Source organism: Micromonospora sp. NPDC007230, from assembly GCF_042869115.1.
Lineage (GTDB): Bacteria > Actinomycetota > Actinomycetes > Mycobacteriales > Micromonosporaceae > Micromonospora.
In genome coordinates, this window is record NZ_JBIAFE010000002.1 from 415,928 (window position 1) to 433,805 (window position 17,878).

The 17,878-nt window shown below is 72.1% G+C and carries 7 protein-coding genes; 5 read left to right on the forward strand and 2 right to left on the reverse strand.

Annotated elements, in window-relative coordinates:
- Positions 1–21: 21 nt before the first annotated feature.
- Positions 22–1,641 (reverse strand): multicopper oxidase family protein, encoded by a 1,620-nt coding sequence (locus ACFYML_RS04795; RefSeq protein ID WP_387419328.1) that lies wholly within the window; start codon positions 1,639–1,641, stop codon positions 22–24.
- A gap of 178 nt (positions 1,642–1,819) precedes the next feature.
- On the opposite strand from ACFYML_RS04795, the gene ACFYML_RS04800 reads away from it, so the two are divergent.
- From ACFYML_RS04800 to smpB, 3 genes are all read left to right on the forward strand, one after another.
- Positions 1,820–2,983, forward strand: a complete 1,164-nt coding sequence (locus tag ACFYML_RS04800) for a sensor histidine kinase (RefSeq protein ID WP_387419329.1) — start codon at positions 1,820–1,822, stop codon at positions 2,981–2,983.
- Entirely contained in the window at positions 2,980–3,657 is a 678-nt protein-coding gene (locus ACFYML_RS04805) for a response regulator (RefSeq protein ID WP_387419330.1), read from the forward strand. Before ACFYML_RS04800 ends, ACFYML_RS04805 begins: the two co-directional genes overlap by 4 nt.
- A 99-nt stretch (positions 3,658–3,756) precedes the next feature.
- Positions 3,757–4,242 carry an SsrA-binding protein SmpB gene (gene smpB / locus ACFYML_RS04810; RefSeq protein WP_357435605.1) on the forward strand — a complete coding sequence of 162 codons (486 nt, stop codon included), beginning with the start codon at positions 3,757–3,759 and terminating at the stop codon, positions 4,240–4,242.
- Positions 4,243–4,467: 225 nt separating this feature from the next.
- Here smpB and ACFYML_RS04815 read toward each other — a convergent pair whose 3' ends face one another.
- Complete coding sequence (locus ACFYML_RS04815) at positions 4,468–14,133, reverse strand: hypothetical protein (RefSeq protein WP_387419331.1); 9,666 nt, start codon at positions 14,131–14,133, stop codon at positions 4,468–4,470.
- Positions 14,134–14,356: 223 nt separating this feature from the next.
- Between ACFYML_RS04815 and ACFYML_RS04820 the strand changes: the two genes are divergently transcribed.
- Positions 14,357–16,318 (forward strand): M14 family zinc carboxypeptidase, encoded by a 1,962-nt coding sequence (locus tag ACFYML_RS04820; RefSeq protein ID WP_387419332.1) that lies wholly within the window; start codon positions 14,357–14,359, stop codon positions 16,316–16,318.
- Positions 16,319–16,625: 307 nt separating this feature from the next.
- Complete coding sequence (locus tag ACFYML_RS04825) at positions 16,626–17,858, forward strand: ricin-type beta-trefoil lectin domain protein (RefSeq protein ID WP_387419333.1); 1,233 nt, start codon at positions 16,626–16,628, stop codon at positions 17,856–17,858.
- Positions 17,859–17,878: the final 20 nt, after the last annotated feature.

The following is a 17,878-nucleotide window of genomic DNA, read 5'->3' on the forward strand; positions in this document are numbered from 1 at the left end:
GGCCGCCGAGGACGGCAGCGGCTAGCGTCGAAAACTGATGCCGGCACCCGCCGGCGGCCGGTCGAGCAGCAGCCCACCGCCGGATCCTTGGTGATCATGCTCTGCCGCCGGTGGCCGGCCGGGGCCCTGGCCTTTCCGCACGACAACGAACTGGCCCATCATGCCGCGGTCCTCGTGCCGCAGGACGTGGCAGTGGAACATGTACGGGACGTCGGGGTCGGTGTAGTCGGAGAAACGGAGGATCAGCCGGACCGTGGTGCCGGGCGCCACGTAGACGGTGTCCTTCCGGCCCGACAGTTCGGGTCCCGGGCGGCGGCCGCCGACCTCGAGGACGGCGAACTGGACGTCGTGCACGTGGAAGTTGTGCGGGGTGTTGCCCGGGTTGGTGACGTCCCATATCTCAGTGGTGTCCACCTCGACCGTCTCGTCGATCCGGCTCATGTCCATCTTCCTGCCGTTGATGTTGGAGCCGCCCAGCCGGAACGTGCGGGTCTTCCTGGCGTCGGCGGCGTCGAGGTCGGGCGCGTCCGCGAGGCGCTCCGGCAACGCCGGTGAGGAGGCGAGGCTGTCGGCGGCCCGCAGTTGCAGGATGTCGAAGCTGTCGTCGCCGCCGGCGAACCGCTCGTTCCAGAAGTCGGTGCCCAGGTCCGGTGGGTAGCTGCGCAGCACGGCGTCCTCGCCCGCCCGCAGGCGCACCACGATCTCGGCCCGCTCGCCTGGCGAGAGGCGCACCCGGTCGGTGCGGTACGGGGCTGGCAACAGGCCACCGTCGGTGGCGATGAGGGAGAAGTCGCGGTCGTCGTGCAATCCGAAGTCGTAGACGCGGGCGTTGGAGCCGTTGAGGATGCGCAGGCGCACCAGTTCCGTGCCGACGCGGTGGTAAGCGTTAATCGTGCCGTTGGTGACGATGGTGTCGCCGAGGAAGCCGACGGGGCTGAATGTCGGATCGCCGTCGTGGAGCTGGCCGTCGCCGTCGAAGGACTTGTCCTGCACGATCAACGGAACGTCGTCCACACCGTACGTCGACGGCAGGCCGACGACGGCGCTGTCGGCGTCGTCGAGGATGAACATGCCGGCCAGGCCGCGGTACACGTGGCTGGCGGTCGAGCCGTGCAGGTGTGGGTGGTACCAGGTGGTGGCGGCAGGTTGGTCGATCTGCCAGTGGGGGCGCCAGGTCTCGCCGGGCTCGACCATCTGGTGCGGGCCGCCGTCCATCGCCGCGGGCAGGTGCTGGCCGTGCCAGTGCACCGTGGTGGTCTCGCCGAGTTCGTTGCTGACGTTGATCTGGATCTGCTCGCCTCGCTTGGCTCGTAGCGTCGGCCCGAGGTAGGAGCCGTTGAACCCCCACGTGGCGGTCTTCCGGTCGCCGACGCCGAAGTCGCTGGTGCCCTCGATGACCTGCAGGTCGAACACGCGGCGCCCGTTCTCGACGCGGCCGGTGGCCAGCGGGGGGATGGCGAGCGGGCGGACGAAAACCGTCCGGCCGGCGGTGTCGGTGACGGCGTTGGCCCACAGCAGGGCCAGGACACTGGCAGCGGCGGCGGGGACGACGAACACGATGGCCAGGAATCCACCGAGCCAGCGCGACAAACGGCGCCGCCGCGGCGGTCGGGGCGATGAGGACACCGGTTGGATGGACATGCTGGACATCACCTCCCGCATCAGGATCGCCGGCAGATCCGCGATGCGGCTGCTCGTCCGGCGAGCGTAGGAAGCCTGTGACGCTGCCGGCGTCGGCTGCGGGGATCGTTCGAGATACCGCGGATGCGGTACGCGCAGAGCCGTGACCGGATCGACGTTCGCCCCTAGACTTGGCCCGATGCGTTCGGGCTGGTGCAGGCGCCTACCGGCGGACGTGGCCGGCGCCGGGGTGGTGACGGCCGTCATGGTCGCCGCGACGATGGAGTCGGATGACTTTCCGGCGCGGCCGGTCGACCTGCCGGTGGTCGCGGCGGTGGCGCTGGTCGGGAGCTGGACAGCCGCCGCGCGGCACGCTCCACGGACTGCGCTCACCGGCAGCTGTGCGAGCCTGTACGCCGCGCTGTTCTTCGGCGTGCCCGGGTTCTCCCCGGCGCTGGCGCTGGGGATCCCGTTGTTCGCGGTAGCCTGGGCGGGGCATCTGTGGTGGGGTGTGGCGGTGGTCGGCGCCGTGATGGCCGTCGGCGTGCCGTTCCGGCTCCTCGACGCGGGAGCAGAGCCGGTCGGCCAGGTGGCGCTGGCGACCATGTTCGACGTCGCCCTGCTGGCGGTGCTGCTGCTCCTCGGTGACAGCCTGCGCAGCCGCCGGGCCCTGCGCGCCGAGGCGGCCGTGCGGCTGCGGATGGCGGAGCAGGAGCATCAGCGGCGCCTCACGGCCGAGCGGCTGGGCATCGCCCGCGACCTGCACGACGTGCTGTCGCACACGGTCGCCGTCGTCAGCATCCAGGCCGGGGTCGCCGCGGAGAGCATCGACCGCGACTCCGCACGCGCCAAGCAGGCGGTCGAAATGGTGCGCTCGGCCACCCGGGACGCCATGCTGGATCTGCGCAGCACCATCGCCATCCTTCGGAAGGACGCGGCGAACGAGACGCAGCGGGGCCCGGCGCCGGGGCTCGCCCAGCTACCGGATCTCGTGGACGCGGTCCGCTCGGACCGGCTCACCGCCTCGCTCGACGTCCGGGGCGATGCGGCGCCCCTGCGGCCCGCCGTCGAGCTGGCGATCTACCGGATCGTCCAGGAATCCCTGACGAACGTCCTACGCCACTCACGCGCCACCTCGGTCGCCGTCGTCGTCGAACGCGGCACCGATGAGGTACGGGTCGAGGTGCGGGACGACGGGCATGCCGCCGGCCAACCATCGCCCACCGGCGAGCAGGTTCCGGGATCGGGCCTGCAGGGGATGGTGGAACGGGTGGCCGCGCTGGGCGGCGCCCTGTCGTTCGGCCCGGTCTCGGGCGGCGGATTCGTGGTCGAGGCCCGCCTGCCGACGGGCGGTGCCGGATGACCCTCCGGGTCGTGCTCGCCGACGATCAGGAGATGGTCCGGACGGGGCTGCGGACGCTGTGCGAGAACGACGGCGACATCAGGGTGGTCGGGGAAGCGGAGAACGGGCAGGTGGCAGTTGCCCTCGCCCGGGAACATCGCCCCGACGTCGTCCTCATGGACATCCGGATGCCGGTGCTGGACGGGCTGGCCGCTACGCGCCGCATCCTCACCGACCGGAACGTCGGTCCAGGCGTCCGAGTGCTGGTGTTGACCACGTACGAGCAGGACGAGAACGTCTTCGAGGCACTCCGGTCAGGGGCGAGCGGCTTCCTCACCAAGGACGTCAGCCCGACCGAACTGCGGGCCGCCATCCGAACGGTTGCCGCCGGACAGGCCCTGCTCTCGCCCAGAGCCACCCGGTCGCTGGTGGAGACCTTCGTGGCCTACCCACCTCATCGGCCCGATCCGCGCAGGCTGGACGTGCTGACCGACCGGGAGCGGGAGATCCTCGCCTTGGTTGGCCGGGGCCTGTCCAACCTCCAGATCGCCCGCATCCTGTTCCTCAGCCCCGCCACCGTCAAGACCCACGTCAACCGGTCGATGGCCAAACTCGGGGCGCGGGATCGGGCCCAGCTCGTCGTGGCCGCGTACGAGACAGGCCTCGTCCGTCCCGGTTCCGACGGCCCGGTCTAGCCTGCTCCAGCGCCGGCCAGCAGGAGCGGGCGTCCGCGACGGTGCCGAGCTGACCGGTCGCCTATCCTGCTGTGGGGCCGACAGCACGGGGGGTGGGGCGTGGCCAGGGAGAACGGGCGGAAGCTCATCGCCTCCAACAAGAAGGCGCGGCACGACTACACGATCCTCAAGACGTACGAGGCCGGGATCGTGCTGGCCGGCACCGAGGTGAAGTCGCTGCGCGAGGGGCGGGCGTCGCTGGTCGACGCGTTCGCCCAGGAGCGCGACGGCGAGATCATGCTGTACGGCCTGCACATCGCCGAGTACGGCTACGGCACCTGGACCAACCACCAGCCGCGGCGCACCCGCAAACTGCTGCTGCACCGGATCGAGATCGGCCGGATCCTGGAGAAGCTGCGCGAGGGCGGGGTGACCCTGGTGCCCCTGTCGATGTACTTCTCCAACGGCTGGGCCAAGGTCGAGCTGGGTCTGGCCCGCGGAAAGAAGTCGTACGACAAGCGGCAGGCCATCGCCGAACGGGACGCCAACCGGGAGATCGCCCGCGAGCTGGGCCGCCGCCTCAAGGGTGCCCGCCCCACCCGCTGACCCGGAATCCACCGGTCGAGGTCTGCCCAATCCACCTCGACCGGCGCTCCCCCGTGAGCCCGACTAAGATCCGCACAATTACCCCGAAAGTGGGCCCTCCCGCGGACTCCGAAGGGACACTTTCCGGGAACCCGCGCCGGATCTTGAGCGACGCTCCGGGGCCCGCAGGGGACGGACGCGCCGGGGCCCGGCGCCCCCGCAGGGGAGCCGGGCCCCGGTGATCGGTCAGTCGGTGCAGGACGGTTCGTCGAAGTGCCCCGGGGTGCCCGGGAATGCCGCCCCGGCTCCCTGTTCCTTGTTGTCCCGCGGGTAGACGTAGGACAACTCCAGGAAGGCCGAGGTGCCCGCCGTGGTCACGTCGGAGGCGCTGCGACCCGCGCCGGTGGCCCAGGCCAGCCGGGTGAGGAAGTCCTGCATCGCCGGGCTGTGCTGGCGGACGTCGTTGAACCCGCCGTACGCCGAGTTGCAGTGGGTGAACAGGTTGTAGGCGCCGTTCCAGTCGAACAGCCGGTCGCCGTTGTTCGGACCGTTGGCGGTGACGTCGCCCTGGAGCACGTCCCGGTCCCAGCCGCCGTAGATCCAGTCGGTGCCGTGGTGGTGCTGGTTGTCGGCCACGTCGTCGTTGTCCATGTTCGTCGCCTCGAACCAGCGGCACGGGTCGACTGTCCCCGAGGTGAGGTCGACCGGCCAGGCCCCGGCCGCGCAGTTGTCCGGGTAGGAGCCGCGCGGTCGGAAGTCCAGCAGGTCGGAGCTGAGTACGGCGGTCACCGCCGGACCGGTGGTCGCCCCGGCACCGCCGAACAGGTGGTCCACGTACTGGTCGTGGTCGCCCCGGGCGGCGGCGCTGAACACGCCGCCGACCAGGCACTGCGGGTTGGTCGCGTCGAGCACCGGGTCGCAGCCCTTGCCGCCCCAGAGCACGTCCGAGCCCTCCCCACCGAACACCTGGTCACCGCCGCTGTCGCCGTTGGCGATGTCGTCGCCGAAGCCGCCGTGGATGTTGTCCGCCCCGGCCCCACCGCGGATGACGTCACCGGCGCCGGCGGTCAGCCCGGCGTGCGGCATCGGCGCCGAGGTGGAACTGCCGATCCAGGCGTCGCCGTCGGTGTCGTGCAGCAGGTCCACCCGCCGGTCGTAGTCCCCGGCCCGGAACCCGGTGAACGTCTCCTGCGGCACCGACGACAGGGTGATGGTGAAGCCCAGCGCCGCCACGTCGTCGGCGTTGAGGTACTGGTTCACCACGCCGCCCCGGTCGCCGACGATGGCGTCTCGGCCGTCGTCGCCGTACAGGGTGTCGGCGCCGAGCTCACCGAAGAGGTCGTCGTCGCCGGCGCCACCCCGGATCAGGTCGTCGCCGTCCTGGCCCCAGATCCCGTCGTTGCCGGCGTCACCGTAGAGCTGGTCGTTGCCGAAGGCGCCGGCCGGCTCGCAGGTGGCCTGGGCGGTGGTGCAGAACCGGGTGGACGGGCCCGGCAACGCCGGGTCGTGGGTACGGGCCACCGTGGCGTCGGCCGGCACGGCGCCGGTCGGGTACCGCTCGGTGTAGACCCGCTCGGTCTGCTTCCCGTTGACCGTGGTCACGGTCCGCAGCAGCGAGCCGTTGTCGCCGAGGATGACGTCGTCGGCGCCGTTGCCCTCGACCACGTCCCCGGTGTCCCGGAAGCCCGCGGCCGAGCTGCCGCCGATCAGGTCGTCCTGCCCGGCCGGGGCGCCGGCGCCGACCAGCTCGGCCGGCGGCGACGGTTCGCCCGGCCAGCCCGGGTCGGCCAGCGGGGTGACCGCCTGGCGGCCCGCCCCGCCGAGGGCGCTGTCACCGCGGAGGTTGTCCGCGCCGCCGTTGCCCTCCAGGTAGTCGCCGTCGCCGTCACCGGTGAGCGCGTCGTCGCCGTCCTGGCCCCAGAGGGCGTCCACGCCGTCGCCGCCGCTGAGCCGGTCGTCACCGTACCGGTTGGCGGTGGCCGCCGCCCGGTCCAGCAGCACCACGATCCGCGGCCCGAACGGGTTGCCGTCGGCGCCGAGCCGCACGGTCACCGCGGTCGGCTGCTCACCCGGCAGCGGGCGCAGCACCGCGCCGTTGTCGCCGATGACCGCGTCGGAACCGGGTCCGCCGAAGACGGCGTCCGCGGTGTCCGGCTGGCCCGTGGTGGCCGCCCCGGATCCGTCGTACGCGGTGCTGGAGCCACCGACCAGGTCGTCGTCGCCGGCGTTGCCCTCGACCCAGTCGGAGCCCGGGCCGCCCTCGGCGTAGTCGTTCCCGGCGTCGGCGTGCACCCGGTCCGGACCGCCCTGGCCGAAGATCACGTCGTCGGCGTCCCCACCGGAGATCAGGTCGCCGCCGCTGGTGCCGGCCGCCGGGCTGAACCCGAGGTCGAGCAGGGTGACCTTGCGAGCCGGGCCGGACCGGCCCTGGGTGACCCGGGTCGCGTCGGCGCCGGCCGGCGTGAACCGGGCGTTGTCCCCGGCGATCAGGTCGGCGTCCGCGTCGCCGTACAGCTCGTCGCCGCTGTCCGGCCGGCCGGTGCCGGCGGCCGGCTCCTGCGAGGAGCCACCGACGATCTCGTCCCGGCCGAGGTCACCGTGGATCAGGTCGGCGCCGTTGTTGCCCTCGAGCTGGTCGTCCCCGGCGTCGCCGTTGATCCGGTCGCCGCCGAGCCCGCCGTACGCCACGTCGGCGTCCCCGCCGCCGGAGATCACGTCCCCGGCGCCGGCCCCGGCCACGTCACCGGCCAGGTCCAGCGGGTACGGTCCGACGTCCCCGATCCGCGGGGTGCCGTTGTCGCCGACGATCCGGTCGGCGCCCTCCTCGCCGTAGAGGAGGTCCCGGCCGTCGCTCGCGCCGGCGACGCGCGAACCGCCGTAGAGGACGTCGGCGTCCGGGCCACCGAAGACCTGGTCGCCGCCCTCGTTGCCCTCGGCGGTGTCCTGCCCGGCGTCGCCGTAGAGGCCGTCGTCGCCGGCGTTGCCGAAGAGCAGATCGTCACCGTCGTCGCCGTGCAGCTGGTCGACGCCGGCGCCGCCCCAGGCCCGGTCGTTGCCGCCGCCCAGGTGCAGGGTGTCGTCGCCGAGCTGGCCGCAGGCGCGGTCGTCGCCGCCGCCGAGGTCGGCCCGGTCGTCGCCGCTGCCGGCGGAGACCACCTCCACCCCGGCGCCGCCGAGAATCAGGTCGGCCGCGCCCTGGTCGGCGGGGGCCGGCTGCGCGTCGGCGAGGGAGGCGTCGACGCACGCCTCGGCGGGCAGGTGCCGGTCACCGAAGATCGTCGCCCCGCCGTCGCCGCCGATCAGGTGGTCGCTGCCGAGACCGCCGACGAGCAGCTTGTTCTGCGACTGGGTGCCGGCCGGTAGCGGCTGGTGGGTGACCTGGCGGAACGGGCCGTACCCGTCGGTGGCACCCGGCTCACCCACCTGCGACGGCTCGGCGATCAGGTAGTCCTGGCCGGGGCCGCCGAACAGCTCGTCGGTGCCGTAGCCGCCGACCAGCACGTCGTCGCCGCCGTAGCCGTAGACGCGGCCGGTCTGGCCGTTGGCGGAGTGGGAGACGACCAGGTCGACGCCGGCGCTGCCGTACACGGTGTCCTGGCCGGCGCCGGTGTCCACCTGGTTGGTCAGGCCGATGTCGCCGCTGCCGGCCTGGTCGACGTCGGCGGGAATCGTGGTGTCGTACGTGTGGATGGTGTCGTCGCCCCGGCCACCGTTGATCGTGTCGCCGCCCGGGCCGCCGACCAAGGTGTTCTTCCCGTTGGGCCGGTTGTCGACCACCACGCCGAGCACGTCGTCGCCGCCGTTGCCGTAGACCCGGCTGGCGCCGTGCCCGACGGTGACGTGGTCGTCCTCGCCGCCGCTCCCGGCGGTGGGGTCGGTCAGGGTCGTCCAGTCGACCAGCCCGGTGAGGGTCTTGTCGCCGACGGAGGTGTGCACCGTGGTGGCAGCCCGGTCGGTGCCGCCGAGGCCGCTGTCGCCGGCCACCACGTCGTTGCCGTCGCCGGTGGTGATGGAGTCCTTTCCGGGCCCGCCGGCGACCCGGCTGACCGCGCCGGACGCCTCGGCGGTGACGATCACGTCGTCGCCGCCGCGCCCGTCCACGTACGCCGGTCCGGTGCCGGTGCGGATCTGATCCTTTCCGTCGGAGCCGAGCACCACGGCGGTCTTGTCGAAGGACGAGGTCTTCGTGCCGTCGCCGCTGGTGTCGCCGTCGCCGAGCAGCAGCACCGACAGCGAGACCTTGCTGGCGTCGGCGACCTCGTAGCCGCGCCCGTCGACCACCACGCGGGTCAGGGACGGGTTGAGGAACTCCTGCTTGCGGCCAAGGGCCTCGACCGCGAAGCCGTCGAAGTCGTCGCTGGCGCCCTCGGTGCCGGCGTCGGCGTAGTGCAGCGCGTACACCTTGACCACGTCTCCGGCGTAGGTGCCGGCGGTGTTGTCCCAGGCCTTGTCGCCGCGCTGGTCCTTCTTGCCGAACTTGCCGGCGAAGACCACCAGGGTGTCCCCGACGGTGCCGCCGAGTTCCGGCGGTGGCGGGGTGCAGTCGGGTTGCGCTCGGAAGTCGAGCAGGGTCGCGTCGACCAGGGTGAAGTCGAAGGTCTTGGAGAACAGGAACAGGTCGATGGTGACGTAGACCTTGAGGAAGACGGAGAGCTGCCCGCTGGTGGTGAACAGGCAGATCGGATTCACCAGCAGCGCCTGCAGGAACTCGCTGGTGCGGAACTTGCCGTCGTTGTTCGGGTCGTTCCAGCTGAAGCCGACCGTGAGTCGGATGCCGCCCTGGATGCCGACCTTGACGATCAGCACGCTGACCTCGGCTCCGGCGCCGATCTCGCCGCGCAGGGTGACCACCGGGACCGGCTTGCCGGTGCTGTCGGCGGTCTTGAAGTACAGCCCGTCGAGCAGGCTGACCGCGTCGAGCTTCGTACCGTCGGTCGCCGCCTCGACGGCGTGCCGGATGCCCGCGGTGTCCAGTCCGGCGATGAACCGGGCGGTGACCGAGGCGCTGCCGGAGAGGGTGACCAGCACCGGCGGCGGGGCGTAGACCGGGCCGAAGGACTGCCGCCAGCTGAAGCCGAGCGCCAGCGGACCGGAGTCGAAGCTGACCAGTTCGACGTCCTGGCCGAGCAGCAGCCCGAACAGCGAACCGGGGTTGTCGAAGATCGGGAAGCTGAAGCCGGTCTTCTCCGCGTTGGACTTCTCCCCCGCGTTCTTCGGGGTGAACAGCTTCTCCCCGTCGTCGCCGGCGGCGTCGTCGACCTTCGCCTTCACCTCGCTGGCGGACTTCGCCTGCGTGAACGGGTCGTCCCGCTTGATCAGGCTCTCCGCAGAAGCGGGCGACACCTCGGTGGTGAGCGCCTTCGCCGGGTCGACCAGGAACTGGCCGAGCGGGATGGAACAGCCGGAATCGCAGTCCGGTATCCGGTTCACGAAGGTGATCACCGCCCGCACCGTGTCCACGAAGTCCAGCTTCGGGCCGCCGTTGAGGGTGCTGAACGTCTTGGCGAGCCAGACCAGGGTGATGTCCGGTCCGCCGGTGGCCTTGGACAGGTCCGACAGCACCGGGATGGGCGCGTAGAGGGTGTCGATGACCGGCTGGAGCGGGCCGGTGACCGCCTTGAGCTTCGCCACCACCGGCTTGAGGATCTTGTCGAAGAAGGCGCCCGCGTCCAGCGCGATGTCGGTGAAGGTCACCTTCAGCGGCGTGGTGACCCCGTCGCCGGTGGCGGTGAGGCCGCCCTGCTTGTGCTCCAGGCCCCATTTCAGGCCGAAGCGGGCGCTGATGCCGGGCAGGGCGGAGCCGACCTCGTCGCCGGTGTTCACCACCGCCGCCAGCTTCCAGTCGATGTCGACCTTGGCGGTGAGGTCGGTGGCGAGCAGCGAGCCCAGGTCGCCGAACTCGGCGAGGGTCAGCTTGGCGTCCGGGTCCGCCGTGCAGTCCGCGGTGACCGTCGGGTCGAAGCAGCTCTTCTCCCCCGGCGAGCCCTTGAGGTCGATGCCGAAGTATGCCCGCACCAGCGGGTCGGTGCCCTGCTTGGTGGCGTTGACCTGGATGAACGCGAGTTGCGCGGCCAGGTCGCCGGTGGTGTCGAAGCTGCCGCCGATCTGCACCTCGGGCGTCGCGTCCCCGTCGTGGGTGGGGATGTAGAAGCCCTCGTCCCGGTCGAGGACCAGGTCCAGGTGCAGCTTCCAGCCCAGCTTGGCCTTGATGCCGTCGGCGGCGCCCTTCTTCGCCTTCAGCGACAGGCCGGGGATGCCCAGGTCGAGCGGCACGTTGGCCTCGGCGCAGCCGGTCTGGCAGCCGCCGCCGGCGGACGGGTCGCCCTTGGCCGAGGTGAGCTTGATCCGGACGGCCTGGAAGTCTTCCGGCTGGCAGGGGGTGGCCACCCCGGTGCGGCAGCTGACCTCGGCGGTGACGTTCTCGTCGACCGGCTTGAGCGCCTCCTTGAGCGCGGCGTTCAGGCCGGCGCTGTCCAGCGTGGCGTCGGCCAGCACCGGGCCGATCGCCGCCTTGACCTGCTCGCGGAGTTGCGCCACGAACCGCTGGCCCTGCTGCAGGTCGTCGCCGACCAGGGGCAGCTTGCCGTCGAAGCTGGCCAGCCGGAGCGCCTCCTCCACCTTCGCCAGGTAGCCGTCGATGCCGACGTTGAAGTCGGTGAGCTTCATGGTCAGGTTGGCGAAGCAGGAGTCCAGGTTCGGGGTGTTCGCCGTGGGCGTGAGGTCCAGGCCCATGGTGAAGGTGAGCAGGTTGGTGGCGTCGGCCGGCTCGCAGTTGTTGACGAAGAGCGGGGCGCGGGCGCAGATCGGCACGTTGGCGCCGCCGACCCCATCGCCGCAGTCGACGCCCGCGGTGCTGAACTGCGGGGTCAGCCCGAGCAGGCCGCTGATCGGTCCGTCCTCGGTCAACCCGCCGAGCCCGACGCTGAGGTTGGCCTTGACGGTGGCGAAGTCGGGATCCTTGCCGAGGTCGAGGGCGAGCGGGCCGACCCGGGCGGCGATGGCGCCCTTGGTGATCCCGCCGGAGACGGTGACGCTGGCCGAGGAGGTGTGGTCGAGGATCGGCGCGGCGTCCAGCCGCAGCGGCAGCAGCAGCCCGAGCTTGGCGTTCGCCGAGACGTCGAGGGCGAAGGTGCCGGAGCTGTCCAGGCTGATCAGGTCCTTGCCGCCGCCCCAGCCGAAGGCGAGCGGCCCGCCGGTGTGGAAGTTCCGCTTCCAGTCCAGCCCGATCCGCAGGAACGGGCCGCCCTCGCGCTGATCCACGGTGAAGCTGACCCCGCTGCCCGCGCCGATGGCGTTGTTGAGCACGTCGAGGGCGTCCTGGAGGTTGTCCGGGGGCGCGGCAAGGAGCCGGTCCAGCGCGTCGGCGAGTTCCGGCCGCAGCGCGTACGCGGTGCCGTCCGCCGGCTTCGGGGTGCCCGCCGCGTCGATCCGCAGCGTCTGCGCGTCCACCTGCTTCAGCACCCGGTACGCCTGGCTGCCGATCACCACGGTCCGCCCCTCGAGCCGGGCGTCGAAACCGGCGTCATCCTTGCGGCTGCCGTCCTTGAGCAGGAAGTTCGCCCCCTCGGCGGCGAAGGTGACGCCCTTGCCGACGCCGCTCTCGTCGGCGCCGAGCAGTTGCCGGGCGGAGCGGCCGAGCAGCGGGATCTTCTTGTCCAGCGGTCCGCTGCCGGCGTCCGCCTGGGAGAGCGCGGCGTTGACCAGCCGGAGCGCCTCGACGACGACCGCGAACAGCGCCTTGGGATCGTTCGGGTCGAAGTCCACGGCGAAGAGCCCGGTCAGCCCGGAGGTGTTCACCACCGGCTCCTCCCCGGCCTTCCAGCTCACGTCCACGCCGATGCCCTGCCCGAGGGCACCGGTGTCGCCCGGAACGCTGACCTTGACCCGGCCGGTGGTCTTCACCGACGCGGACGCGGCGAGCAGCGTGGCCGGCTCGGACTGCAGCCGGTGGAAGAACGTGCCCAGGCTGATGTCCTGGGCCTGCTTGAACTTCACCTCCAGCATCCGCTGGCCAGTGGCGGCCGGTCCGACGGAGAGGTCGCCGCCGAGCTTGACCTTGAGGAAGCCCGCGGTGGCGTAGAAGTCGACGCCGGTGGTGATCGGGAAGTCCGCGCTGAACAGCGGCACCGCCGGGTCGGTACGCAGCAGCACCCGGTCCGAGTTGGCCGTCGGGCTGCCCAGGTCGTCGCGCAGGTCGAGGACGAGGGTGAGGGCAGCGCTGTAGCGCGGCTTCACCTTCGCGAAGCTGGCCTGGGCGTTCGCCGCCCGCAGGCCGACCTTCTTGTCGTCGTCGACCGGGTCGGTGAGCGTGCCGGCCAGCTCGACGGCGCCGATGTTCGGGCTGGATCCGCTGATCACCCAGACGCTGTCGTTGTTCGGTTGGCCGCCGATCCAGTTCTGCGCCAGGGTGACGGAGTTGGCGGTGTTGGCCGAGATGGTGCCGGCGGAGGTGCCGGCCACCACCCGCTGCCCGACCAGCTCACCGGGGGTGAAGCGGTTGCCGCTGACGCTGAAGCCGTTCGCGGTGTAGGTGGCGCCGCGGCCGGAGAGCGAGGCCGCACCCGGGTCGAGCGGCACCTCCACCGTGGACTCCCGCTCCAGCTTGACCCGGAACACCAGCTTGTCGCCGGCGAAGGAGAGGTTGTCCACGGGCAGTCCCTCGGCGGCGAGCAGCGCGAGCAGTTCCTGGAGGGAGCTGAACTTCGGCTGCCCGGCCAGGGCCGGGTCGTCCGTGGCGGGATCGAACTGCGGGTCGTCCGGCCGCGGGTGGACGTACTTCTTGAGGAAGTCGGTGAGCTTCTCGTTGACCTTGACCGCGTCGGCGAAGGTGCCGCGCAGGAACGGCAGGTTGAGGTTGCCCGCCGGCCCGCTCTGCTGCACCCCGGTGAGCAGGGTGGCGAGCTGGGCGAGGCCGGAGGCGAGGTCGAGCGGGCTCATGTTGCGGAACTTGGCGATGGTCTCGTCGAGCCCGGTGGTGGTCACCGTCGGGCTGCCGACCGAGATGTCGTTCCAGTCCACGTTCACGGTTGCCGCCACCGCGGGCAGGGCGAAGGGCGCCCCGGCGGTGGCCGCGCCGAGCTTGATCACGCCGTGCAGGGAGCCCGGGCCGGGCTCGGTCTCGGTGTCGGAGATCCGGCCGCCCCCGGAGCCGTCCAGCGCCACCTGCGCGAGGCCGGCCAGGGAGCCGGCCGCGCCGAGTTCACCGGTGCCGGGCCCGGCGGGCGTGTCGAAGGCCAGCCGGCCGTCGCCGTTGGGATCGGTGACGGTGACCTTGAGGTGGGTGCGGGCGGTGAGGGTGCTGCCGGCGGTGAGCGTGACGCCGAGGATGCCGACCGAGGCGGTGGCCTTGTCGAGGTCGGCGCGCAGCCGCGCCGCCGCGTCGATGTCGATCCGCGGGGTGTCGCCGTCGCGCACCAGGTAGGTCTCCCCGGCGGCGGTGTGCCGGGCCCGCAGATGCAGGGTGGCCCAGCCGGTGACGCTGACCGCATTGGCGAGGGTGACCCCGTTGACGGTCAGTGCCTTGTCAGCCACCTCGCGCTTCGTGGTCAGCAGCACGTCGAGCAGGTGGTCGCCGCCGCTGGTGGTCACCGAGCTGGTGAGCCGGGTCCCGCCGCCCAGGTCCACGTCGTCCTCGGTCAGGCCGCTGGCCAGCGCGTCGGACGCCGTCTTGGCGAGCTTGTCCGCGTCGACCAGCGCGCCGGGGCTGACCCCGAGCAGGGGCAGCGGCTGGCCGAGCAGCCCGACCTGGGAGAGTCCACCGTCGGCCCAGGTGGCGGTGCGGGACATCAGGGACTTGAGCGCACTCTCCCACGCCTCGTCGGCGTGGGCCGGCGCAGCCGTCCACACCAGTGCCAGCGCTGCCGTCAGCACCGCCGCGATCGCAGCGGCCAGCAGCCGCCGTAGAGCCACCATGAGCCACCTCGTCCTGGTCGATGGCCGTCACCGACGGCGCTGGTCGGCGACAGCACATCGATCGCGGAAGTTGCTCACAACGGCTGTGTCGGGATGGTGACACAGCGTCAAGCCATTCGGTCGAGACCATCGATACGGCCGGCCCGAAGAGACTGTGCTCGCGGTTCGGATCGTGCCCGCCGCACCGCGCCAACCCCCGCCCACCAGCCCGTCGGGAGGCCCCGTGCCGCTACGGACCAGTGCCCTGCGCACCACCCTGCTCGCCGGCGTCGCGCTGCTGGCCACGGCGGCGCCCGCCGCCGGAGCACCCGTGGGGCCGGGCGTGGCTGCCGGTACGCACGCCGAGCGGGACCACGCCGCGCCGTACCGGGTCACCCATCTCAAGTCGAAGGCCGACGTGGACGCCGTCGCCCGCACCGGCGCCGCGATCGAGCACATCGAGCACGGCGAACTGAGCGTCACGGCCACCCCCGCCGAGGTACGCGCCATCCAGCGCCTCGGCCTGCGTACGGTGGCGGTGTCCGCGTCGGGCGCCTCGGCGATGGCCTTCCCCGCCCCGGACGCCGCGTACCACGACCATGCGGAGACGCTGGCCGCGGTGGACGCGATCGTCGCCGCCCACCCGACGATCGCCAGCCGGCGGGTGATCGGAAAGTCCTATGAGGGCCGGGACATCGTGGCGCTGAAGATCTCCGACAACGTCGGCGCCGACGAGGCCGAGCCGGAGGTGCTCTTCACCGCCAACCAGCACGCCCGCGAGCACCTCACCGTCGAGCAGGCGCTCTACCTCGCCGACCTGCTCACCGGCCAGTACGGCACCGACCCGCGGATCACCCGACTGGTCGACGGGCGGGTGTTCTGGATCGTGCCGATGGTCAATCCGGACGGCGCCGAGTACGACATCGCCACCGGCGTGTACCGGGACTGGCGCAAGAACCGGCAGCCCAACACCGGCAGCAGTGCCGTCGGCACCGACCTGAACCGCAACTGGGGCTACAAGTGGGGCTGCTGCGGCGGCTCCTCGACGTCACCCTCCTCGCCCACCTACCGCGGCAAGTCGGCCTTTTCGGCCCCCGAGACCGCTGCCGTCCGCGACTTCGTGGTGAGTCGGCGCGACTCGGGCACCGGCAAGCAGCGGATCAAAGCCGCGATCGACTTCCACTCGTACGGTGAGCTGGTGCTGTGGCCCTTCGGCTACACCAAGTCCACCGTGGTCGGCGGGATGAGCGCCGACGAGTACGCGACGTACCAGGCCATCGGCCAACAGATGGCGGCCACGAACGGATACACGCCGGAGCAGGCGAGCGACCTGTACATCACCGACGGGTCGGTCGACGACTGGCTGTGGGGCCAGGAGCGGATCTTCACGTACACCTTCGAGCTGTCCCCGGTCGACCCGGACCCCGGCTTCTACCCGCCCGCCTCGGACATCGCGGCCGCGACCGCGCGCAACCGCGAGGCGGTCCTGATGTTCGGCGAGTACGCCGACTGCCCGTACCGGGCGATCGGCAAGGCGGCGACCTACTGCGCGGCGGCCGACGACTTCACCATGAGCGCCAGTCCGGCCAGCGGCACGGTGAGCGCGGGCGGCTCGGTGACCACCACGGTGACCACCACGACCACGGCCGGCAACCCGCAGCAGGTCACGCTGAGCGCCAGCGGCCTGCCGGCGGGGGCGAGCGCGGTCTTCCTCCCGCCCACGGTGACCTCCGGCGGCTCGGCGACCATGACCGTGGCCGTGCCGGCCGGCGCCCTGCCGGCGAGCTACGCGGTGACCGTCACCGGCACCGGCACCGGCGTCACCCGGTCGACCTCCTACGGTCTCGGGGTCGACGGGCGGGCCGGCTGCACGGGCAGTAACGACACGGACGTGGCGATCCCCGACCTGACCCCGGTGCAGAGCCCGATCACGATCGGCACCTGCCCCGGCAACGCCGGCGCGGCCAGCAGCGTCGAGGTGCACGTGACCCACCCGTACGTCGGTGACCTGACGCTGACCCTGATCGCGCCGGACGGCAGCGAGTACGTGCTCCGGGACCGGGTGGGCGGGAGCGCGGACAACATCGACCAGACCTTCCCGGTCGATCTGTCCGGCGAGGTCGCCAACGGCACCTGGCAGCTGAAGGTGTACGACGCCGCGGTCAGCGACACCGGCATCCTCACCGGTTGGCGGCTCGCGCTCTGACCCGGGAGAGCCAGCGTAATGGGTGGCGGCGGCGGGCGGTCCGACCGGGACGCGGGCGGGCGCGGCCGTCGGGTGGGCGCACCCGTGCCAGTCGGCCGCCGCCTGCGCCACCCGTACCGGCGACCGGTTTGCGGCGACCGGCGCCGGCCGGTCCCGCGCCCGGTCGGTGCGCGGCCCCCGGGCCGAACGGGGCCGGTGGTCGGCGTCACCGGCGCTGACGCCGTGCGTGTCCCGGAGCGGGTCCTTCCAAATCGCTTCGTCTGGCGTCAATATGTCGGACAGGTTCCGGAACCGAGGGGAGGCATCCGTGCGCAGCATCCGCACGCTCGCCGCCGTCGCCCTCGCCGTCGTGGGCCTCACGGTCGCCCTCACGGCGACCACGAGCGCACCCGCCGCGGCGGCACCCGGCGCGATCACCTGGTCCGACGAGTTCAACGGGGCGGCCGGCGCGCCGCCGGACGCCAGCAAGTGGCGCTACGACATCGGCGGCGGCGGCTGGGGCAACAGCGAGCTGCAGTACTACACCTCGAGCACCCGCAACGCCGCCCTCGACGGCAACGGGAACCTGGTGATCACCGCCCGCCGGGAGAATCCGGCCGGCTACTCGTGCTGGTACGGCAGCTGCCAGTACACCTCGGCCCGGCTGCTCACCGCCGCCACGTTCACCCAGACCTACGGCCGGTTCGAGGCGCGGATCAAGATCCCCCGGGGGCAGGGGATCTGGCCCGCGTTCTGGATGCTGGGCAACGACATCGCCACCAACCCATGGCCGAACAACGGCGAGATCGACATCATGGAGAACATCGGGCGCGAGCCGTCCACCGTGCACGGCAGCCTGCACGGGCCGGGCTACTCCGGCGGCAACGCGCTGACCGGCCAGACCTCGCTGCCCGGCGGGCAGGCCCTCGCCGACGCCTTCCACACCTACACCGTCGACTGGGCACCCGACTCCATCACCTGGTACCTCGACGGCGTGGCGTACTCGCGGAAGACCCCGGCGGACGCGGGCGGCAACCGCTGGGTCTTCGACCACCCGTTCTTCATGATCATGAACGTGGCGGTCGGCGGCAACTGGCCCGGCTACCCGGACGGCAGCACCGTCTTCCCGCAGGCGATGGTCGTCGACTACGTGCGGGTCCAGGCCTGGGACAGCGGCGGCGGCGCCGGCGGCCCGATCATCGGCTACGGCAACAAGTGCGTGGACGTCGCCGGCGCGAACCCCGCCAACGGCACCGCCGTCCAGCTCTGGACCTGCAACGACACCGCCGCCCAGCGCTGGACCTGGAACGCCGACGGCTCGGTACGCGCCCTGGGCAAGTGCCTCGACGTCGCCGGCGGGTCGACCGCCGACGGCGCCCGGGTGCAGCTCTACGACTGCAACGGCACCGGCGCGCAGCGGTGGGTGTTCAGCTCCGCCGGGGACATCGTCAACCCCCAGTCGAACAAGTGCCTGGACGCCACCGGGGTCAGCTCCGCCGACGGCACCCGGCTGCAGATCTGGGCCTGCACGGGCGGAGCCAACCAGAAGTGGCGACGCTGAGCGGAGCCGGATCGGGCCTG